Annotated in this window: 20 protein-coding genes; 9 read left to right on the top strand and 11 right to left on the bottom strand. The window is 68.7% G+C overall.

All coding sequences use genetic code 11. The features are described from left to right. Positions 1 to 2 precede the first annotated feature (2 nt). From pyk to FB547_RS02145, 3 genes are all read right to left on the bottom strand, one after another. On the bottom strand, positions 3 to 1451 hold the full coding sequence (gene pyk / locus FB547_RS02155) for a pyruvate kinase (protein WP_062364063.1): 1449 nt from the start codon (positions 1449 to 1451) through the stop codon (positions 3 to 5). Positions 1452 to 1535: 84 nt separating this feature from the next. Then, positions 1536 to 2729: a phosphoglycerate kinase gene (locus FB547_RS02150; RefSeq protein ID WP_145739253.1), complete on the bottom strand. Its 1194-nt coding sequence runs from the start codon at positions 2727 to 2729 to the stop codon at positions 1536 to 1538. Positions 2730 to 2823: 94 nt separating this feature from the next. Continuing rightward, entirely contained in the window at positions 2824 to 3729 is a 906-nt protein-coding gene (locus FB547_RS02145) for a LysR family transcriptional regulator (protein ID WP_145739251.1), read from the bottom strand. Positions 3730 to 3817: 88 nt separating this feature from the next. On the opposite strand from FB547_RS02145, the gene FB547_RS02140 reads away from it, so the two are divergent. From FB547_RS02140 to FB547_RS02115, 6 genes are read left to right on the top strand one after another with little or no spacing between them, the layout of a single operon-like run. Then, on the top strand, positions 3818 to 4366 hold the full coding sequence (locus FB547_RS02140) for a VOC family protein (protein WP_145739249.1): 549 nt from the start codon (positions 3818 to 3820) through the stop codon (positions 4364 to 4366). Then, entirely contained in the window at positions 4359 to 5480 is a 1122-nt protein-coding gene (locus tag FB547_RS02135; RefSeq protein ID WP_145739247.1) for an alpha/beta hydrolase family protein, read from the top strand. The genes FB547_RS02140 and FB547_RS02135 overlap by 8 nt, the downstream gene beginning before the upstream one ends. 7 nt (positions 5481 to 5487) lie before the next feature. After that, on the top strand, positions 5488 to 7140 hold the full coding sequence (locus FB547_RS02130) for an FAD-dependent oxidoreductase (protein ID WP_145739246.1): 1653 nt from the start codon (positions 5488 to 5490) through the stop codon (positions 7138 to 7140). After that, positions 7137 to 7340 carry a DUF2783 domain-containing protein gene (locus FB547_RS02125; RefSeq protein WP_145739244.1) on the top strand — a complete coding sequence of 68 codons (204 nt, stop codon included), beginning with the start codon at positions 7137 to 7139 and terminating at the stop codon, positions 7338 to 7340. The genes FB547_RS02130 and FB547_RS02125 overlap by 4 nt, the downstream gene beginning before the upstream one ends. Beyond that, entirely contained in the window at positions 7337 to 8308 is a 972-nt protein-coding gene (locus FB547_RS02120) for an MBL fold metallo-hydrolase (RefSeq protein ID WP_145739242.1), read from the top strand. The genes FB547_RS02125 and FB547_RS02120 overlap by 4 nt, the downstream gene beginning before the upstream one ends. A 44-nt stretch (positions 8309 to 8352) precedes the next feature. Further along, positions 8353 to 9327, top strand: a complete 975-nt coding sequence (locus FB547_RS02115) for a Bug family tripartite tricarboxylate transporter substrate binding protein (RefSeq protein WP_145739240.1) — start codon at positions 8353 to 8355, stop codon at positions 9325 to 9327. Between the two features lie 17 nt (positions 9328 to 9344). Here the strand turns inward: FB547_RS02115 and FB547_RS02110 are convergent, their stop codons facing one another. Genes FB547_RS02110 through def form a run of 5 tightly spaced genes read right to left on the bottom strand, consistent with a single transcriptional unit; the run spans position 9345 to position 12388 of the window. After that, positions 9345 to 9680, bottom strand: coding sequence for an AzlD domain-containing protein (locus tag FB547_RS02110; protein WP_015867848.1), 336 nt, complete (start codon positions 9678 to 9680; stop codon positions 9345 to 9347). Continuing rightward, the gene (locus tag FB547_RS02105; RefSeq protein WP_145739238.1) at positions 9677 to 10417 is read right to left on the bottom strand and encodes an AzlC family ABC transporter permease; all 741 of its coding nucleotides are present in this window, start codon (positions 10415 to 10417) and stop codon (positions 9677 to 9679) included. Before FB547_RS02105 ends, FB547_RS02110 begins: the two co-directional genes overlap by 4 nt. Further along, entirely contained in the window at positions 10417 to 11373 is a 957-nt protein-coding gene (gene fmt, locus FB547_RS02100; protein WP_145739236.1) for a methionyl-tRNA formyltransferase, read from the bottom strand. Before fmt ends, FB547_RS02105 begins: the two co-directional genes overlap by 1 nt. Next, positions 11370 to 11870, bottom strand: a complete 501-nt coding sequence (locus FB547_RS02095; protein ID WP_145739234.1) for a hypothetical protein — start codon at positions 11868 to 11870, stop codon at positions 11370 to 11372. The genes fmt and FB547_RS02095 overlap by 4 nt, the downstream gene beginning before the upstream one ends. Next, positions 11867 to 12388: a peptide deformylase gene (def, locus tag FB547_RS02090; RefSeq protein ID WP_015867852.1), complete on the bottom strand. Its 522-nt coding sequence runs from the start codon at positions 12386 to 12388 to the stop codon at positions 11867 to 11869. The genes FB547_RS02095 and def overlap by 4 nt, the downstream gene beginning before the upstream one ends. A gap of 160 nt (positions 12389 to 12548) precedes the next feature. Between def and FB547_RS02085 the strand changes: the two genes are divergently transcribed. From FB547_RS02085 to FB547_RS02075, 3 genes are all read left to right on the top strand, one after another. Beyond that, the gene (locus tag FB547_RS02085) at positions 12549 to 13766 is read left to right on the top strand and encodes a LysM peptidoglycan-binding domain-containing protein (RefSeq protein ID WP_145739233.1); all 1218 of its coding nucleotides are present in this window, start codon (positions 12549 to 12551) and stop codon (positions 13764 to 13766) included. Positions 13767 to 13799: 33 nt separating this feature from the next. Then, on the top strand, positions 13800 to 14960 hold the full coding sequence (gene dprA / locus FB547_RS02080) for a DNA-processing protein DprA (protein WP_145739231.1): 1161 nt from the start codon (positions 13800 to 13802) through the stop codon (positions 14958 to 14960). 141 nt (positions 14961 to 15101) lie between these two features. Continuing rightward, positions 15102 to 15620 (top strand): DUF494 family protein, encoded by a 519-nt coding sequence (locus FB547_RS02075; RefSeq protein WP_145739229.1) that lies wholly within the window; start codon positions 15102 to 15104, stop codon positions 15618 to 15620. Positions 15621 to 15624: 4 nt separating this feature from the next. On the opposite strand, the gene FB547_RS02070 is transcribed toward FB547_RS02075, so the two are convergent. The 3 genes from FB547_RS02070 to secD form a co-directional block, all read right to left on the bottom strand. After that, positions 15625 to 17973 (bottom strand): DUF1631 family protein, encoded by a 2349-nt coding sequence (locus FB547_RS02070; protein ID WP_145739227.1) that lies wholly within the window; start codon positions 17971 to 17973, stop codon positions 15625 to 15627. Positions 17974 to 18112: 139 nt separating this feature from the next. After that, positions 18113 to 19072, bottom strand: a complete 960-nt coding sequence (gene secF / locus FB547_RS02065) for a protein translocase subunit SecF (protein WP_145739225.1) — start codon at positions 19070 to 19072, stop codon at positions 18113 to 18115. Positions 19073 to 19090: 18 nt separating this feature from the next. After that, positions 19091 to 20974 (bottom strand): protein translocase subunit SecD, encoded by a 1884-nt coding sequence (gene secD / locus FB547_RS02060; RefSeq protein WP_145739224.1) that lies wholly within the window; start codon positions 20972 to 20974, stop codon positions 19091 to 19093. Positions 20975 to 21007: the final 33 nt, after the last annotated feature.

The raw sequence follows: 21007 nt of genomic DNA, 5'->3' as shown, positions 1-21007 counted from the left end.
GCTCAGCTCGCGCGGCAGATCTTGAGCATGTTGGTGCCGCCGGGGGCGCCCATCGGCTCGCCGCAGGTGATGGCATAGACGTCGCCGGTCTGCACGATGCCGCGCTTCTTCAGGTGGGCTTCGGCCTGCTCGAGCGCGGTGTCGCGGTCGCTCTCCGAATCCATCAGCAGCGGGCGCACGTTGCGGTAGAGCGCCATGCGGCGCTGCGTGGCCAGCCGCGAGGTCAGCGCGTACATCGGGATGTGCGCGCGGTGGCGGCTCATCCACAGCGGCGTGGAGCCCGACTCGGTAAGCGCCACGATGGCCTTGGCACCCAGGTGGTGGGCCGTGAACAGCGCGCCCATCGCAATCGACTGGTCGATGCGGCTGTAGGTCTTGCCGCTGAAGTCGGCGTCCAGCGTCTTGTCCTCGGCCGCTTCGGCGGCTTCGCAGATGCGGCTCATCTCCTGCACGGTCTCGAGCGGGTAGCGGCCCGACGCGGTCTCGGCCGAGAGCATCACGGCGTCGGTGCCGTCGAGCACGGCGTTGGCCACGTCGCTCACCTCGGCGCGCGTGGGCACGGGGTTGGTGATCATCGACTCCATCATCTGAGTCGCGGTGATCACCACCTTGTCCATGTCGCGCGCCATGCGGATCATTTTTTTCTGCAGCGCCGGCACGGCGGCATTGCCCACCTCCACCGCGAGGTCGCCGCGCGCCACCATGATGCCGTCGCTCGCGCGCAGGATCTCCTCCAGCTTGGGAATGGCCTCGGCGCGCTCGATCTTGGCGATCAGGCCCGGCTTGTGGCCGTACTCGGCCGCGGCCACGTTGCACAGCTGGCGCGCCATTTCCATGTCGGTGGCGTTCTTGGGAAAGCTCACCGCCACGTAGTCGGCCTGGAAGCTCATCGCGGTCTTGATGTCCTCCATGTCCTTGGCCGTGAGCGCCGGCGCCGTGAGGCCGCCGCCCTGCTTGTTGATGCCCTTGTTGTTGGAGAGCTCGCCGCCGAGCTTCACGGTGGTGTGCACCGCCTCGCCGCGCACCGCGTCGACCGTGAGCACGATGAGGCCGTCGTTCAGCAGCAGCCGGTCCCCGGGGCGCACGTCGCGCGGCAGGTCCTTGTAGTCGAGGCCGACCGCCTCTGCATCGCCGGGCTCGGTGCGCGAGGCGTCGAGCACGAACTTGGCGCCCGGCTCGAGCCAGACCTTGCCCTGCGCGAACTTGCCGACGCGGATCTTGGGGCCCTGCAGGTCGGCCATGATCGCCACCTCGCGGCCCGTCTTGCGCGCCGCCTCCCGGACCATGGCCGCACGGTCGATGTGGTCCTGCGCAGTGCCGTGGCTGAAATTGAGCCGCACCACGCTGACCTTGTTCAGGATCATCTGCTCCAGCAGCTCGGGCGTGTTGGACGCCGGGCCGAGCGTGGCGACGATCTTGGTGGCGTGGCGGGGAAGGCGATCCGTGATCATTGAGCGTGTCTCCATTTTGTATCCGCTACTGTATACACTTTGTGTGACAACAGGAAGCGGGCACCGCGGCGCGGGCGCGAAAAATCAGCCTGCGGCACGCTTGGCGAGGATTTCGAAAGCCGGGAGCGTCTTGCCCTCGAGCACTTCGAGGAAGGCGCCGCCGCCGGTCGAGATGTAGCCGACCTGCTTCTCGATGCCGTACTTGGCAATGGCCGCGAGCGTGTCGCCGCCGCCGGCAATCGAGAACGCGCTGCTCTCGGCGATGGCCTGGGCGATGGCCTTGGTGCCGCCCGCGAAGGCGTCGAACTCGAACACGCCCACCGGGCCGTTCCAGACGATGGTGCCGGCTTCGCGCAACTGCGCGGCCAGGATCGCGGCGGTCTTGGGGCCGATGTCCAGGATCAGGTCGTCGTCGGCCACGTCGTTCGCTTCCTTGACGGTGGCGGGCGCATCGGCCGCGAAGGTCTTGGCCGTGACCACGTCCACCGGGATCGGCACGTCGGCGCCGCGCGCGCGCATGGCTTCGATCACTGCCTTGGCCTGGTCGACCAGGTCGGGCTCGGCCAGCGACTTGCCGATCTTGAGACCGGCCGCGAGCATGAAGGTGTTGGCGATGCCGCCGCCGACGATCAGCTGGTCGACATTGGCCGACAAGCTCTTCAGGATGGTCAGCTTGGTGCTGACCTTGGAACCGGCCACGATGGCCACCAGCGGCCGCTTGGGTTGCGCCAGCGCCTTGGTGATGGCGTCGATCTCGGCCGCGAGCAGCGGGCCGGCCGCGGCCACCTTGGCGAACTGCGCGATGCCGTAGGTGGTGGCTTCGGCGCGGTGGGCGGTGCCGAAGGCGTCGTTCACGTAGATGTCGGTGAGCGCTGCGAGCTTGCGGGCCAGTGCCTCGTCGTTCTTCTTCTCGCCCTTGTTGACGCGGCAGTTCTCGAGCAGCACGACCTGGCCGGGCTTGACGTCGACGCCGTCGACCCAGTTGGCGACCAGCGGCACTTCGCGGCCGAGCAGCTCGCCCAGGCGCTTGGCGACGGGAGCGAGCGAGTCCTCGGGCTTGAATTCGCCTTCGGTGGGGCGGCCCAGGTGCGAGGTCACCATCACGGCGGCGCCGGCATCGAGCGCCAGCTGGATGCAGGGCACCGAGGCGCGGATGCGCGTGTCCTCGGTGATGTGGCCGGCATCGTCCTGCGGCACGTTGAGGTCGGCACGGATGAAGACGCGCTGGCCGGCGGCCTTGCCCTGCGCGCAGAGGTCGGTGAATCGAATGACGTTCATGGATCTGGAGGATGTGGTGGAAGACGAGTCGCCTTCCATTGTAGGTTTGGCCCCGGCGCCGCTCCGAGCGCCTGTTGCGGCGCGCCGATCCTTTTCACCCCTTTGGCTGCGTCCTGGCAAAGCGCTCGAGGATCTCGACGAAGCTCGCGGCCGCGGGCGACAGGGTGCGCCGCGCTGCGCTGTAGATGCACACCTCGCGGTGGAAGTCGGGCGATTCGAGCCGCACCATCTGCAGGCCGTGGGCGCGCACCAGCGGCGCCGAATAGGTCGGGCACACCGTGAGCCCGAGCCCCGAGGCCACCATGCCCAGCGCAGTGGTCATGTACGACACCTCCTGGGTGCCCGGGCGCAGCATGAGCTCGCGCTCGGCCGGCGCCAGCTCGGGCAGCACGCGCTGGCGGAAGTCGCGCGTGGGCGCGATGAAGGTGTAGGGGCCGAGTTCGTTCCAGCGCACCTTGCGGCGTTTCGCAAAGGCGTGGCCGGGCGGGCAGATCAGCCAGTGCCGGTCGCGAAAGAGGGTGCGGCGCTCGATGGCGCCGTCGACCGCCACGTCCTGCCCCACCGCAAGCTCCACGTCGCCGGCCGCCACGCCCGCGAGCAGGTGCTCGGGCAGCGTGTCGGCCAGGCGCACGTCGACGTCGGGAAACGCCTCGCGGTAGAGCGCGATCACGCGCGGCATCAGCGTGCAGGCCATGAGCTGCGGCGCTGCAAGCCGCAACAGCCCTTTCTTCTTGTCACGCAAATCCGTGACGCCGGCCACCGCGCCCGCGAGGTCTCCCAGCAGCCGGTGCACCGAAGGCAGGAACTCGCGCCCGGCTTCCGAGAGCTGCACGCGCCGCGTATGGCGGTCGAGCAGCTGCACGCCGATCTCGCGCTCGAGCTCGCGCACCAGCACGCTGAGCGCCGATTGCGTGAGGTGCAGCTGCCGCGCGGCCGCGGTGAAGCTGCCGGTCTCGGCCACGGCTGCAAAGGCGCGCAGTTGGCGCAGGGTCAAATTCATATGTTTATTTCATCAATCTATGAATTAATTTCGATTGCATCATAAGACGAGGCATTGCCCAATCGCGGCTTACCGGAGACAAGAAGCCATGCCGACGACCGACCCCGCGGCCCCGCCAGTTCGCGGGCTGCACCATTTCGCCTGGCGCTGCCGCGACAGCGAGGAAACCCGCCGCTTCTACGAAGACCTGCTGGGCCTGCCGCTCGCGCACGTCATCAAGAGCGACCACGTGCCGAGCACGGGCGAGTACTGCCCCTACGTGCATATCTTCTTTCGCATGCGCGATGGTTCGTACATCGCCTTCTTCGACCTGGGCGACGGCATCGCCGCGCTGCCTTCGCCCAACACGCCGGCGTGGGTGAACCACATCGCGCTGCGGGTCGATTCCGTGGCCGACCTGCTCGCCGCCAAGGCGCGGCTCGAAGGCGCGGGCGTCGAAGTGCTGGGCGTGACCGACCACCACATCATCGAATCGATCTACTTCTTCGATCCCAACGGCCTGCGCGTGGAACTGACCACGCCGACCGTGCCGCAGGCCGAGATGGAGGCGCATGCGCTGCGCGCGCGTGCCGAGCTGGATGCGTGGACCATGCGCAAGGCCGGGCTGCGCGCAGCGAAGGACGCGGCGCATGGCTGAGCTGCAACTCGCCGTCATCGACGTGAAGCCCGGCGCGGCGATGGAAAGCCAGTCGGGCCTGCAGCTGCTGCGGCCGCGCATTTACGGCGCCTTTCGCGCGCCGCCGGGCCCGGAGAAGGTCGCGGCCATCGTGATGCACCCGACCAGCAACTTCATGGGCCACTACCTGATCGGCCCGCTGGCCGAGCGCGGCATCTGCTGCATGGGCCTGAACTCGCGCTACGTGGGAAACGACACTGTGCTGCTGATGGAGCGTGCGATCCAGGACCTGGGTGCCGGCGTGCAGTACCTGCGCGCGGCGGGCTACGAGAAGGTGTTCCTGGTCGGAAACTCCGGCGGCGCGGCGCTCTCGGCCTTCTACCAGGCACAGGCCGAGAATCTCACCGCCACCCACCTGCCCGACGGCGACCCCACGCACCTGCACCCCGACGACCTGCCGCCGGTGGACGGCATCGCGCTGTGCGCCGCGCACCTGGGCCGCACACGGCTGATGCGCGACTGGATCGACCCGTCCGTCACCGACGAGCACGATCCGCTCTCGGTGGACCCCGAGCTCGACATGTACGACCCGCGCCACCGCATGCCCTACGACCGTGGCTTTCTCGCGCGCTTCAGCGCGGCGCAGCAGGCGCGGCTCGATCGCATCGAACAGTGGTGCGTCGATCGCCTCGCGCTGCTGCGCAGCACCCCGGGCGCGCCGCGCGACCAGGCCTTCATCGTCTACCGCACGCACGCCGACCCGCGCTGCGTGGACCTGTCGCTCGATGCCAACGACCGCCTGCCGGGCAGCGTGTGGGGCGATGCGCGCCAGGTCAACTACTCGGCCAACGCGATGGGCCGCACCACCTCGCTCACCGCGTTCCTCTCGCAATGGTCCTCGCGCTCGCAGGCGGACGGACCCACCAACCTCGCGCGCACCACCTGCCCCAAGCTGCTGCTGACCTACACCGGCGACCAGTCGACCTTTCCGAGCACGCGCGATGCGTGGATGGCCGCGGGCGGCGCGCGCATCCGCAACGTCGACATCGTGGGCGGCAACCACTATCTCGCGGGCCAGCCCGAGCTGATCCCCCAGGCGGCCGATGCCATCGCCGAATTCGCCCACGCGCTGTAGAAGAGACATGGAAAGCTTTGCATTCGCACCGGCCTACGAGTTGCCGGTCTGGCCCTTCGTGCCGCCGCCCGAACTGGGCAGTGCGACGGTCGTGCGCCACCCCATCGTGATCATCGGCGCCGGGCCTTCGGGCCTCACGCTGGCCTGCGACCTCGCGCAGCGCGGCATACGCGCGGTGCTGCTCGACGAGGACGACACCGTGGGCGTGCGCGGCGCGTCGTCGCGCGGCATCTGCTACGCGCAGAAGAGCCTCGAAATATTCGAGCGCCTGGGCATCTACGAGCGCATCGCGGCCAAGGGCATCACCTGGTCGCTCGGGCGCACCTTCTCGGGCGAACAGGAGGTCTACAGCTTCAACCTGCAGGCAGAGAGCGTCTCCAGGCAGCCGCCCTTCATCAACCTGCAGCAGTTCTACATCGAGTGGTTCCTGGTCGAGCGCATCCTCGATCTCGGGCTCACCGATGTGCGCTGGAGAAGCCGCGTGACGTCCATCGAGCCCTTGAGCGATGGCGTGCGCATCGGCATCGAAACGCCGGCCGGCCGCTACACGATCGAGGCCGACCGGCTGGTCGACGCGACCGGCGCCAACAGCCCGATCCGCACGCAGCTCGGCATCGACGCGCACGCCTCGCGCAGCACCGACCGCTGGTGCATCAGCGACGTGCGCTTCAGAAAGCCGCTGCCCACTGAGCGCTGGACCTGGGTCGACGCACCTTTCAACGAAGGCCGCGGTGTCTGGCAGCACCTGATGGCCGATGGCGTCTGGCGCATCGACTACCAGATGCCCGAGGACTGCGACACCGCCCACATCAGCCGGCCCGAAGTGGCGGGCGCGCGGCTGCGCGAGCAGCTCGGACCGGGCGTGGAGTTCGAGTTCGTCTGGATCGGCCCGTACGGCTACCGCGATCACCTGCTCGACAGCTTCCGCCACGGCCGCGTGTTCTTCATCGGCGACGCAGCGCATGTGGTGAGCCCCTTCGGCGCGCGCGGCGGCAACAGCGGCATCCAGGATGCGGCGAACCTCGGCTGGAAGCTCGCGCTGGTCGCGCAGGGGCAGGCCGGCGATGCGCTGCTCGACAGCTACGACGCCGAACGGCAGCCGGCCGCGAAAGAGAATCTGAAAGTCACGAGCCGCTCGGCGCGCTTCCTTGCGCCACGCTCGCCGGCCGAGCACACACTGCGCCGCGCGGTGGTGGCGCTGGCCGCGCGCCATCCATTTGCGCGTGCGCTGGTCAACACCGGCCGCATGTCGGTTGCCAACGACTATCCACCCGCGCCGCAGTTGCCCGAAGGCGCACGCACGGTGCAGAACCTGCCGCTGCGCTGGGCCGATGGCCGCGAGACCACGCTGATGCAACTGCTGGCCGAGGGCACGCAGTGCCTGGGCCTGTGGCTCGCACCCACGCGCGCCGCAGCCAGAGCGGCGATGGACGCCACGGCCTCGCTGCCGCTGCGTCTGCTGGCCATCGGCGGCGACAGCGGGCTGCCGACGCTGCAAGCCGACGAGAAGTTCACGTGCCACCTTGGCATCCACGATGCGGGCAGCTTCGTCCTCGTGCGGCCCGACGCCTACCGCGCCGCGACGCTGGCGCAGGCCACGCCCAATGCGATCGCCAGCGCGCTGCGCACGGCCCTCGCCCACGACCACCACGCCCCATGATCACCGAGCCCCGCATCCCCGACCCCGACGGCTTCTACGCCGCCTTGCTGGCCGCGCACGAAGGACTGAGCGAAGCGCAGAGCGCCGATCTCAACGCCCGGCTCGTGCTGCTGCTGGCCAGCCAGTGCGGCGACCAGGCCGTGCTGCTGGCCTGCATCCACGCCGCGGCCGAAGACCCCACGACAAGCACCGCACCATGACCGCCAACATCTCCTTCGCCTCGGCCTCCGACACGCGCGAGCAGAAGCCGCAACTGCGCGAACTCGCGCCCGACGTCTACGGTTACATCAGCGACTTCGATCCCAACTGCGGCTTCGTCGTCGGCGACGAGCAGGTGGTGCTGATCGACACGCGCCCCACGCCGCGCATGGCGCGCGACTTCCTGGCGGCCATCCGCACGGTGACCGACAAGCCCATCAAGACCATCGTGCTCACGCACTACCACGCGGTGCGCGTGATGGGGGCGAGCGCCTTCGGCGAGGTCGAGGCCGTCATCGCGAGCCGTGGCACGCTCGACTGGATCCGCACGCGCGGCCAGGCTGACTTCGATTCCGAGGTGGGGCGCTTCCCGCGCCTCTTCGCGGGCGTCGAAGAGATTCCAGGCCTGACCTTTCCCACGCAGAGCTTCGAGCGCGAGATGAGCCTCTGGCTCGGCCCCGGCCAGGGCCGCGAGCTTCGGCTGATGGCCCTGGGCCGCGGCCATTCGAGCGGCGACACGGTCGCGTGGCTGCCCGACTGCGGCGTGCTGTTCTCGGGCGACGTGGTCGAGAACCGCTGCGGCGTCTATGCGGGCGATGCCTACATCGGCGACTGGACCGGCACGCTCGATGCGGTGCGGGCCCTGAAGCCGCGCGTGCTGGTGCCGGGCCGCGGCGCCGTGCTGCAGGGCGAAGCCGAATGCGTCGAAGCCATCGGGCTGACCCAGGCTTTTCTCCAGACCTTGCTCGACAGCGTGAAAGCCGGCATCGCCGCGGGCGAAACGCTCAAGGGCTGCCTCGCACGCGCCGAGGCGGCGATGGCGCCGCGCTTCGGCAGCTGGCCCGTGTTCCAGCACGTGCTGCCTTTCGACGTCTCGCGCGCGTACGACGAACTGCGCGGCATCGAACACCCCGTGGTGTGGACCGCGGAGCGCGACCGCGCACTGTGGCAGACGCTGCGCGGTGAATGAGCTGAACCAGATTTCAAGACAACAAGCAACGGAGACAAGAAACGATGAAGCGACTGATTTCCCTCATGGCCGCGGCCCTCGCGCTGGCCAGCCCCTTCGCATCGGCGCAGCAGCCCGCCGCCTACCCGAGCCAGCCCGTCAAATGGATCGTGCCCTACGTGGCCGGCGGCGGCACCGACAACCTCGCGCGCGCGCTGGCCGAGGCGATGCAGCCTTCGCTCGGACAGCCGCTCATCATCGACAACCGCCCCGGCGCATCGACCAACATCGGCGTGTCCGTGATGATGCAGGCCAAGCCCGACGGCTACACCATCATGCAGGCCGAGAACGCGGCGCTGCTCTTCAACGAGCACATGTTCGCCAGGCTGCCCTACAAGCCCGCGAGCGACTTCACCTACATCGGCGCCATCGGCCGCTTTCCGGTGGCGCTGGTGGTGCACCCCGACTTTCCCGCGAAGAACGTGGCCGAGTTCGTGCGCCACGTGAAGGCCAACCCCGAGAAGGTGAGCTATGCCTCGCCCGGCAACGGCTCGCCGCACCACATGGCGATGGAACTCTTCAAGCAGAAGGCCGGCCTGAGCATCACGCACGTGCCGTACAAGGGCGCCGCGCCCGCAATGACCGACGTGATGGGCGGCCAGGTGCCCACGATGATGCTCGACCTGGCCTCTGGCCTGCCGATCATCAAGGCGGGCAAGGTGCGGGTGCTGGCGATTGCGCTGCCGCAGCGTGCGAGCGCACTGCCCGAGGTGCCCACCTTCGTCGAGGCCGGCTTCAGCGACGTCAACGCCTATGCCTTCCACGGCCTGATCGGCCCGGCCGGCATGCCGCCCGAAGCGGTGGCACGCATCAACGGCGAACTGCACAAGGCGATGAAGGCCCCGAAGGTGGTGAAGCTGTTCGCGGAGTTCGGCTTCGAGGCGCTGCCGGGCACGCCGCAGGATTTCTACAAGCTCTCGCGGGCCGAGAGCGAACGCTGGGGCAAGATCATCCAGGCCGCCGGCGTGAAACTGGATTGAACGGAGAGTCGCCGGCCCTACCAGCCCAGGCCGAGGTGCAGCGGCAGGTACACCGCCATGCCCGCGAGCATCGTGCCGAGCACACCGCGCCGCCAGTAGTAGTAAGCGGCGCCGACCACCGCCGCATACAGGCGCGCGTCGTGCAGCGTGGTGATCAGGTGGCCCTGGGTCATCACGATCTCGGGCGCGATCACGCCGGCCAGCGCGGCGGCGGGCGCGTAGTGCAGTGCGCGGTGCGCCCACTCGGGCAGGCCCCAGGGCCGGTCGAGGATGAAGAAGAAGCAGCGCGTCAGCACCGTGACCGCGGCCAGCCCGACGATCACGCCCATCGTCCACAGGTCGGTGCCCCTCACTTGTCGTCCTCCGCGTCGGGGTCGAGCCCGAACCGCTTCTCGAGCCAGAAGCACAGCAGCACCGCGGCACCGATGGCCACCACGATGTTGAGCTTGAGCGGCAGGGCATAGGCGGCCACCGCGGTGGCGCTCGCGACCAGCGCGGCCAGCACGCGCAGCCGCGTGGTGGCCATCGAGCAGACGATCGCCACCAGGCTCAGCACGCCGGCAAAACCCAGGCCCCAGCTCTGCGGGATGAAGTTGGCCAGCGCAATGCCCAGCAGGCTCATGCCCATCCAGGAGCACCAGGTCACGAAGTAGTTGCCCGTGAGATAGGCCTCCTGCGACTGCTGCTCGGCAACGGTGGCCGGCGGCGCCGCGTACTGCCGGGTGAAGAGCGCGTAGCTCAGGTCGGCCGTCAGGTAGCCGTGCGTCATGCGGCGCCAGCGCGGCATGTGCATGAGGTAGGGCCGCAGGTGCAGGCTGAAGACCACGAAGCGCAGGTTGACGCAAAAGCCCGTGGCCAGGATCACCCAGGCCGGCGCGCCCGCGAACAAGAGCGGAATGGCCGCGAGCTGGGAGCTGCCGGCATAGACCAGCAGCGTCATGGCCACCGACTCCAGCACGCTCATGTTCGACTTGACCATGGCCACGCCGGTCATCAGGCCCCAGGCGCCGATGCCCAGCGCGGCCGAGGACATGTCGCGGATGCCGGCGCGGAATTCGGGGCGGCGGCGAATGGCTGCGGAAAGGAACATCAGCCGAACCGCTGCCCGGGCTTCAGGTCGAAGCCGCGCAGGAAGTCGGCCACGGCCAGGCGCTTGCCGCCGGGCCGCTGCAGTTCGGTCGCCATCACCACCGAGCCGGCCGCCGCCACCGCCACGCCGGCGTCGCTCACGGCCAGCAGGGTGCCCGGCGCGGCCGTAACCTCGGCCGGCGGCACCGCATGCGCGGCCCAGAGCTTGATGGTTTCGCCGTCGAGCAGGCTGTTGGCGCCCGGGAACGGGTCGAAGGCCCGGATGCGCCGCACGATGGCGTCGGCTGGCTGGGTCCAGTCGATCTGGGCTTCGTGCTTCTCGACCTTGCTGGCGTAGGTGACGCCTTCGGCGGGCTGCGGCGTGCGCACAAGGTGGCCGATGTTCGCCAGCGCCTGGACGATCAGGCGCCCGCCCAGCTCGGCCAGCCGGTCGTGCAGCCGCGCGGTGGTGTCGCTGCCGATGTCGACGGCTTCGCGCAGCAGCATGTCGCCGGTGTCGAGGCCGGCGTCCATCTGCATGATCGTGATGCCGGTCTGCGCGTCGCCGGCCTCGATGGCGCGGTGGATGGGGGCCGCGCCGCGCCAGCGCGGCAGCAGGCTGGCGTGGATGTTGAGGCAGCCGTGCGCCGGCAGGTCGAGCACCCATTGCGGCAGGATGAGGCCGTAGGCCGCGACCACCATCACGTCGGGCCGGGCCGCCAGCAGCGCGTCGTGCGCGGCTGCGGCGTCTTGGGGGTACTTGCCGTCCAGCCGCAGGCTGCGCGGCTGTGCCACCGGCCAACCGTGGGCGAGGGCGCATTGCTTGACGGGCGAGGCCTGCAGCTTCATGCCGCGGCCCGCGGGCCGGTCGGGCTGGCTCAGCACCAGCGCGATCTCATGGCCGGCGGCGGCAATGGCTTCGAGCGCGGCGCGCGCGAACTCGGGCGTGCCCGCGAAAACGACTTTCAGCGGGGTCAATCGCGGATCCGATCGAGTTCGAGGTCGTCCCCCGTGTGATAGCGGCGAACCACGCCGGTGGGATCGATGTAGATATAGAGCATGCGGCGCTCGTTCACGGCCTTGTAGCGCCAGGTCCAGACCACGCCGTCGAACGAGCTGACGCGGCTGGTTTCAAAAGGCCGGCCATAGAAGGCGAGCACGTCGTTCTGGCGCCACCGGTCGACCTTGATGTCGTGGCCGAAGCGCGCCTCGTTGAGCACCTGGGTCACGGAAACGACTTTGCCGGCGGCATCGACGTCGATGTCGATGACCTCGAAACCCGCCGGCATGCGCGAATATTGCAGGCGCTCGCCGCCGCCGTTGAGCGGATAGCGGCCCGTGGGTGCGCCCAGGCGCTGCAGGGTTTCGGCGGCGGTGGTGCCAGGCACGATGCGCGTGGGTTCGCTCGCGCAGCCCGCCAGCACGAGCCCTGCTGCGGCAAGGCCGAGGGCCCAGGGCCGCAGGGAGACGGTCACGCCCGGCCCTCTTTGGCCTCTTCGCGCTGCTGCTTGAGCAGCTTGCTCTTGATGCGGTTGCGCTTGAGCGGCGACAGGTATTCGACGAACACCTTGCCCAGCAGGTGGTCGAGCTCGTGCTGGATGCACACGGCCAGGAGGCCTTCGGCCTCGATGGTGCGCAGCTCGCCGTTCTCGTCCAGCGCCTGGACCTTGACCGAGGTGGAGCGCATGACGCCGTCGTAGATGCCCGGCACCGAGAGGCAGCCCTCTTCGTTCAACACCTTTTCGTCGCTTGCCCAGATAATTTCGGGATTGATGAGCACCAGCGGCTCGTTGCGTTCCTCGGACACGTCGATGACGACCAGCCGCTCGTGCACGTCGACCTGGGTCGCGGCCAGGCCGATGCCGCTGGCGTCGTACATGGTCTCGAGCATGTCGGCCACCAGGGCCTTGATGCGCGCGTCGACGCCCTGCACGGGCTTGGCCACCGTGTGCAGGCGCTTGTCCGGGTAACTCAGAATGATTCGTTTGGCCATGAAACAGGGAGAAAGTTGTGGCTATTTTCGCCAATTCCGCGACGCGGCGACTCCGGATCGCCTGAAAACGTTGCCCTCCCAAGGGCTTCGGGCGCAGAATTCGTAGCAAATTGTGAGATTCGTATGCACGCCGATACGCGGCGCGCTCACCCATCCAGACATGAAAAAGCTCCGAATCACTGTCCGCCAGCGCCCGCATCTTCTCGCCACGTTGGCTGCCCTTGCGGTGATCACTGGCGGCACGACGGCGGCGTGGGCGCAGAACTACCCCGTCACGCCGCAGCAGCGCGCCACCGCCCAGCAAACCGCCCAGAACGGCGTTCCGCTGAGCGAACTGGCGCCCAACGCGCCCGACGAATACACGGTCAAGCCCGGCGACACGCTGTGGGCCATCTCGCGCCTCTACCTGCTGCGCCCCTGGCGCTGGCCGGAACTGTGGGGCATGAACATCAGCGAAATCGCGAATCCGCACCGCATCTACCCCGGGCAGGTTCTCTACCTGGACAAGACTGGCGGCCGCGCACGCCTGACCATGCGCCGCGGCGCTGGCGGCAGCGCCGATGGCGGCACCATCAAGCTGTCGCCGCGCACGCGCTTCGACTCGCTGGCCGGCATGGCCCTGCCCACGCTCAACCCGAGCATCATCGAGCCCTTCCTGAGCGAGCCGATCGTGGTGGACGCCGACACGCTGCAGGCCGCGCCGCGCATCGTTGCCGGCAACGACAGCCGCGTCCTGCTGTCGCGCGGCGACCGCGCCTATGCGCGCGGCAACGCCGAGACGCCGCTGCTCGAGACGCCCGGCCCGCTGAAGAATTTCCGCGTGTTCCGCAGCGCCACGCCGCTGAAGGACCCGGGAACCGGCGAAATCCTCGGCTACGAGGCGCAGTACCTGGGCAAGGCGCAGCTGCAGCGCGGCGAATCGACCACGGTCGAGACCACCGACGACAAGGACGTCATCACCGTGGTGCCGGCCAGCATCGACATCATCGCGGCGCGCGAGGAAATCCGCGCCGGCGACCGCCTGCTGCCCGAACCGCCGCGCCAGCTGCTGAGCTATGTGCCGCGCGCGCCCTCCTCGCAGGTCGAGGGCCGCATCATCTCGGTCTACGGCAATGCGGTGCAGTTCGCGGCGCAGAACCAGGTGGTGGCCATCAACAAGGGCACGCGCGACGGCATCGACAGCGGCCACGTGCTGGCCATCCTGAAGAACGGCGAGACCATTCTCGACCGCACCGGCGCGCGCAAGGAAACCATCAAGCTGCCGAACGAACGCATCGGCCTGCTGATGGTGTTCCGGCCCTTCGAAAAGGTTTCGTACGCACTGGTGCTCGAGATCACCGACACTCCGAAGGCGGGCGACTTCCTCGTCAATCCCTGACGCTTTTTCCGCTTTCTTCTTTCTCCGCTTCATTTGGACCGAGCAGAACTCGCAGGCTGGCTGCGGCTTTCACTGACGCCGGGCATCGGCGATGGCGCCGCGCGCCGGCTGCTGGCGGCCTTCGGGCTGCCCGAGAATATCTTTGCGCAGACGGGCGAGGCGCTGCGCCAGGTCGTTTCGCCAGCGCAGGCCGACGCCCTGCACCAGCCGCTGCCGGGCCTGCAGGCCCAGCTCGACCAGACCTGGCAGTGGCTGCAGCCCGGCCACGATGACGGCGGCGCGCGCCGCCTGGTCACGCTGGGCGATGCCGCCTACCCCGCCTCGCTGCTCGAGATGGCCGACCCCCCGCTAATGCTCTACGTGCTCGGTGCCACGGACTTCGACCTGACCCAGCTCGGCCACAGCATTGCGGTGGTCGGCAGCCGCAACCCCACGCCCCAGGGCGCCGCGAATGCCCGCGCCTTTGCGCGCGCGCTGGGCGAAGCGGGCCTGCCGGTGGTGTCGGGCCTTGCGCTCGGCGTCGACGGCGCCGCGCACCAGGGCGCGCTCGATGCGGCCGGCGACATGCCGCGGCTCGCCACGGTGGCCGTGGTGGGCACCGGCCTGGACCGCGTCTATCCCGCGCGGCACCGCGACCTGGCGCACCGCATCACGCTGCAAGGGCTGATCGTGAGCGAGCTGCCGCTCGGCACGCCGCCGCTCACGCAGAACTTCCCCAAGCGCAACCGCCTCATCGCCGGCCTGGCGCGCGGCACGCTGGTGGTCGAGGCCGCGCTGGCATCGGGCTCGCTGATCACCGCGCGGCTCACCTCGGAACAAGGCAAGGAAGTGTTCGCCATTCCGGGCTCGATCCATTCGCCGCAGTCGCGCGGCTGCCATGCGCTGATCCGCCAGGGCGCGAAGCTGGTCGAATCGGTCAACGACATCCTCGAGGAGCTGCCGTCGCTGCACGCGGGCAGCGCGGCGGCGGCGCCGGCGCCGGCAGCCGCGAACGGCGATGCCGGCGCTGTGCCCGGCGCGCGCGAAGAGCCCTTGCTGGACGCGCTCGGCTTCGACCCCGTGAGCCTGGACGCGCTGAGCGCGCGCACCGGCTGGAGCGCCGCCGCGCTGCAGGCCCGGCTGCTCGAACTCGAGCTCGACGGCCACGTCGCGCGGCTGCCCGGCGGCCTGTTCCAGCGAGCAGCCATCGGCTGACGCCCGGGCCCGCTTTTTCGTGAAACACCGCGGAACCGGCTTTGCCGGGCCGCTGGTGTTGCCCCCGGTAGGGGTGGGCGAAGCGGCACGAAGTGCACGAAGCCTGGGGGCGAGCCACATTTCCTCGGCTATATTGGGCCCATGTTCGAAGTGCTCGTGTTTGTCTACGAAAACTATTGGCGCGGCGATGCCTGCCCCGAACCCCATCAACTGGGCCGCAAGCTCAGCGCCCACGGCTTCGAGCCCGAAGAAATCCGCGATGCGCTTCACTGGCTCGACGGCCTGAGCCTTGCCACGCAGGGCATGCAGCTCGAACGAAGTCCCGGCGACGACGCCGTGGCCACGGTCACGCTGCGCGGCGCGCCCGAAGCGGCCCTGCCCCAGTCGGACAACGCCATGCGGGTCTACTCGCAGGCCGAGCAGGAGCACCTGGGCGCCGACTGCCTGGGCTTCATCCGCTTTCTCGAATCATCGAACGTGCTGTCCTGCGGCCTGCGCGAGATCGTCATCGAGCGCGCCATGGCGGCGCCGGGCGATCCGGTCGCGCTCGACGAGCTCAAGATCATCGTGCTGATGGTGCACTGGAGCACCGGCATCGAGCCCGACGCGCTGGTGCTCGACGAACTCTGCGAAAGCCGCGAAGGCAGAACCGCACACTAGCTGGCTAGTTCAGCAGGCGCTCCGGATTCGCGTCGAGCTTGGCCAGCGCCTCGCGCGTGGCGCGCACCGTGAGCGTTTCTTCCTCGGCCGGCACCAGAAGGCCGGCCTGCAGGTAGCTGGCCAGCCGGCCGACCTGGATCAGGAAGCTGCGGCCGTCGGCCGAGGCGAACAGGTGCAGCTGCTTGCGGTCGCTGCGCCAGACGAACTGCACCTGGCTCACGCGGTCGTTGTGGTCGAGCATGAACCAGTTGCCGACCTCCAGTTCGTGGGCCCACGCGAGCATGTCTTCGGCCGGAACGCCGCCCATGGTGTCGGCCACGACCTCGATCGAGGCCGCATCCACGCCCAGCAGCAGTTCGATGCTGTTCGCATCGAGCGGCAGGCTGGAGGCGCCGCCGTCGTCGCTGACGAAATCTTCCAGGTGCGCGAGGCGCTCGGCCATGGCCTCGATCTTGGCCGCGGGAATGGCTTCGGTCTTCGACAGGAAGGCGTCGGACAGGGTGGCGCCGATGGCCTTGATGTGGGCCTCCTGCGGCTCGTCGATGATGCCCAGCAGGTTCATGCCCAGGCGCAGGCGCTGCAGCAGCTGCGGCAGGTCCTGGATCACGCGGGCGCGGTCGGCGCGGTTGGGCTTGGCGCTGGCCGCCCACACGAGCTCGGAGGCCACGCGCTTGAGCATCACCGTCTGCTCGCCCTGCGCGCCGTAGCGCAGCGCGGCAATCGCCAGCACCTCGGCCCAGACCTTGAAGAGAAACTCGCGGATCTCCTCGCGCACCGGCATGTCGTTGAGCATCTTGCGCAGCTCGATGGTGTACTGGATCGCCATCGTTTCCTTCTGCTCGACCTGCTGCGCCACGCTCATGACGCGCTGGGTGGCGTCGCTTTGCGTGAGATAGCGGTTGAGGAAGGCGACGAACTCGTCGAACACCAGCTTGAAGACGCGCTGGCCGGTTTCGGGATACTGCTCGATCACCTGCACCACGCGGCGGATCTCGCCCTCGAGCGCGCTGCCCGAGATGGCGGCGGCATCGAAGCCCATCACGCAGGAGCCCATGCGGTCGATCAGCATGCGCGCGGGGTGCTGCAGCGTGCCGAAGAACTCGGGCTCGGCAATGGCCACGCGCAGCACCGGCATCTGCAGGCGGGCAAACCACACGCGCGCCGAGAAAGGAATGCGCTCCTCGGCGAGGATGGCCTGGAACATGAGCGCCACGATCTCGACCGTGGCCTTGTCGGCGGTGGTGGGCGCCCTTTTCTTGAGCTCGGTGCTGCGCCGCCGGAGGTCGACCGCGGTCTGCTGGATCAGGGTGGCCTGCTCCGCGGAGCCCGGCACCGAACCCTGCATGTACTGCGAGGCAGCCACCCGGTAGGCGGCCTCGGCTTCGGCGATCGCGCCGACAAAGGTCCGGGAGACGGCGCGGGCGCCCCCGGCGCCGGTCGCGCCGGCGACGGCCGCATGGCCGTCCATTCCCGTCGTCGTCATCGAGGGCGAAGGCGAGGCCGGCGGCTCCGCGCCGATGCGGGCGGCGACGAAGCGCTTGAGGCTCAGGAGCGCCGTCTGCGCGCGCTGGCGGGCGACCATCAGCGGCGAGCCGCCCGTGGTGAAGGCCGGCGCGGCGCCCGGGCGCTGCACGGCGCCGCCGGCGTAGGGCGATGCCGGCATCGTCGCCGGCCCGGTGGGACTGACGCTGCCGGTGCTGCTGCCGGTGCGGCGGACAAAGCTCTTGAGATCGATTTCGGGCATCACGCCCCGGGAGACCAGGAAGGCGTTGGCGTCTTCGTAGGCCTTGACGACCACGCCGACGAGCTGCTGCTGCACGGTGTCCTGCACGCGGGCCCAGAGCGCGCGACTCAGGCCGGCCGCCAGCCACTGGTCCACCAGCAGCCGGGCCAGCGTTTCGGGCCTGAGCACGTCGTGGGCGTCGAGTTCTGCGGTGCCTTCCAGGAACTGGATGCGCAGCCGCAGGTCGCTGAGTTCGAAGCTGGCCTTGTCGTGGATCAGCTGCGCGAGGCGCGACGACAGGATGCTGCTCTCCATGGCATCGTCGCCGATGAGTTCGAGCCGCAGCTTCGCGGCCGGCGCGGCGGGCGCCGCACCCGCTGTAGCGTCCACCGACTTGCGCCAGCCCGCCTGCGCGAGCGACACCCATTGCGAGGCCTGGCCCTGGAACGCCACGAAGTCGTCGCGGCTCTCCTGCATGGTGCGCGCACTGCCGATTTCCGAGGCCTGCTGCGTCAGGCGGTCCCGTATCGCCTGCGCCAGCGGGACGATGACGCCCTCGGTGGCACGCACGAAGCGCTCGCGCGTCTCGCGTGCGAGCTGCAGGGAAGAGGCGGACCGCGCAGTGCTCATTGAAGGATCAGGAAGGCCAATGGGACTCTATTTTTCGGCGAAAGCCGAAAGCTTGCATCGGCAAGCGCCACCGCACAAGTGTGCATCACCTGCGGCATGGCGGCGCGCTTGCGCGGTGCGTCCCGTTGATCCGGCGCAATCAGACCACGGCGCCGGCGTTCGGGTCGTCCTCGGAGCCGCCGTCGCGCTTGGTCGGGCCGCCCTTGATCAGGTCTTCGCGCTTGATGCCCAGCCACATGGCAATGGCCGCCGCCACGAAGCAGGACGAGTAGATGCCAAAGCAGATGCCAATGGTCAGCGCCAGCGCAAAGTAGTGCAGCGTCGGGCCGCCGAAGAAGAACATCGAGAGCACCACCAGCTGCGTCGAGCCGTGCGTGATGATGGTGCGGCTGATGGTCGAGGTGATCGCGTTGTCAATGATCTCGACGGTGTTCATCTTGCGGTAGCGCCGGAAGTTCTCGCGCACCCGGTCGAAGATCACGACCGACTCGTTGACCGAATAGCCCAGCACCGCCAGCACCGCCGCCAGCACCGCGAGCGAGAACTCCCACTGGAAGAAGGCGAAGAAGCCCAGGATGATGACCACGTCGTGCAGGTTGGCGAGCACGGTGGCAAGCGCAAACTTCCATTCGAAGCGGATCGCCAGGTAGATCATGATGCCCACCACCACCATGCCGAGCGCCTTGAGCCCGTTGGTGGTGAGCTCCTCGCCGACCTGCGGGCCGACCACCTCGATGCCGCGCTGCGTGGCCGAGGGATCGACCGTCTTGAGCGCCTGCATCACCTGTGCGCTCTGCTGGTCGGAGTTCATGCCCTTTTGCGCCGGCAGGCGGATCTGCACGTCGCGCGAGGTGCCGTAGCTTTGCACCTGCACGTCGGGGTAGCCGAGCTTGCCGATGGCCTCGCGCACCTTGCCGATGTCGGCCGACTGCTGGTAGGCCACCTCCATCACGGTGCCGCCCGTGAACTCCACCGACAGGTGCAGCCCGCGGTGCAGCAGGAAGAACACCGCCAGCGCGAAGGTGACGAAGGAGATGATGTTCAGCACCAGCGCGTGGCGCATGAACGGGATGGTCTTGTGGATGCGGAAGAATTCCATGGCGCTTGTCCTTGACCTTTACTTGCCTTCAGCCACGGCCGTGCCGTCGGTCTTGGGGCGCCAGACCGTGCCGATCGACACCGTCTTGAGCTTCTTCTTCTGGCCGTACCAGAAGTTCACGAGGCCGCGCGAGAAGAACACGGCCGAGAACATCGAGGTGACGATGCCGATGCAGTGCACCACCGCGAAGCCGCGCACCGGCCCCGAGCCGAAGGCCAGCAGCGCGATGCCCGCGATCAGCGTGGTCACGTTGGAGTCGAGGATCGTGCCCCAGGCGCGGTCGTAGCCCGCATGGATGGCCGCCTGCGGCGAGGCGCCGTTGCGCAGCTCCTCGCGCACGCGTTCGTTGATCAGCACGTTGGAGTCGATGGCCACGCCGATGGCCAGCGCCATGGCCGCGATGCCGGGCAGCGTGAGCGTGGCCTGCAGCATCGAGAGAATGGCGACCAGCAGCATCAGGTTGACGGCCAGCGCGATCGACGAGAACAGGCCGAACAGCGCGTAGTAGGCGCACATGAACACCATGATGGCCAGGAAGCCATACATCACGCTCTTGAAGCCCTTCTCGATGTTGTCGGCGCCCAGGCTCGGGCCGATGGTGCGTTCCTGGATGATTTCCATCGGCGCGGCCAGCGAGCCGGCGCGCAGCAGCAGCGCAAGGTCGTTGGCTTCGGTCACCGTCATCGAGCCGGAAATCTGGAAGCGGTTGCCGAGCTCGCCATTGATCGACGGGGCCGTGAGCACTTCGCCCTTGCCCTTCTCGAAGATCAGCATGGCCATGCGCTTCTTGTAGTTCTCGCGGCTCACGTCGCGCATGATGCGGCCGCCCTTGGCGTCCATGGTCAGGTCGACCTTGGGCTGGTTGCTCTGCTGGTCGAAGCCGGGCTGCGCATCGGTGAGGTTCTCGCCGGTGACGAGCACCTGCTTCTTCACGATCACGGGGCGGCCGTTGCGTTCGAGGAATTTCTCGGAGCCGAAGGGCACCGGTCCGCCGCTCAGCTCGGCCGCGCGGCCTTCGGCGCTTTCGTCGACCAGGCGCATCTCGAGCGTGGCGGTGCGCCCCAGGATGTCCTTGGCCTTGGCCGTGTCCTGCACGCCGGGCAGCTGCACCACGATGCGGTCCAGGCCCGACTGCTGGATCACCGGCTCGGCCACGCCGAGTTCGTTGATCCGGTTGTGCAGCGTGGTGATGTTCTGCTTGAGCGCCGCGTCCTGGAGCCGGCGCGCGGCTTCGGGCTTGATGGTGGCCACGAGGCGCCAGTTGCTGCCGTCCTGGCTGTCGGTGGTGGCGAGGTCCTGGAACTGGTCCTGGATCAGGCGCTTGGCCGCTTCGAGCGCGGCCGCGTCGCGGAACAGGACCTCGATGGTTTGGCCGTTGCGGCTCACCGAGGTGCCGCGGATGCCCTTGTCGCGGAAGGTGGTGCGCAGGTCGCTCGCGAAGGATTCGGCCTTCTTGTCGATGGCGCCCTTCATGTCGACCTGCAGCAGGAAGTCGACGCCGCCGCGCAGGTCCAGGCCCAGGTACATCGGGAACGCATGCAGCGACGTGAGCCAGGCCGGCGAACGCGAGACCAGGTTCAGCGCCACCACGTAGGGTGGATCGGCCGGATCGGGCACCAGCGTGCGCTGCAGGGTGTCGCGCGCCTTGAGCTGCTCGTCGGGCGTGGCGAAGCGCGCGCGCAGCGAGCCGGCCTCGAGCGTGAGCAGGTCGGGCGCGAGCCCGGCGGCCTTGAGCGCCTCCTCGACCCGGCTCTGGGTGGCCGCGTCGACCTTGACGGTGGACTTGGCCGCGGACACCTGCACGGCAGGCGCCTCGCCGAAGAAGTTCGGCAGGGAATAGATCAACCCCACAAGCAGCACGATCACGATGATCGCGTACTTCCAGACCGGATAACGGTTCATGAGAAAGCGCTTTTCAGAAACAGGACACCGGCG

The sequence above is a fragment of the Variovorax beijingensis genome (assembly GCF_007828835.1).
Lineage (GTDB): Bacteria > Pseudomonadota > Gammaproteobacteria > Burkholderiales > Burkholderiaceae_C > Variovorax > Variovorax beijingensis_A.
Note: the sequence above shows the minus strand (reverse complement) of the source record. Positions and strands in the feature narration are given on the sequence as shown.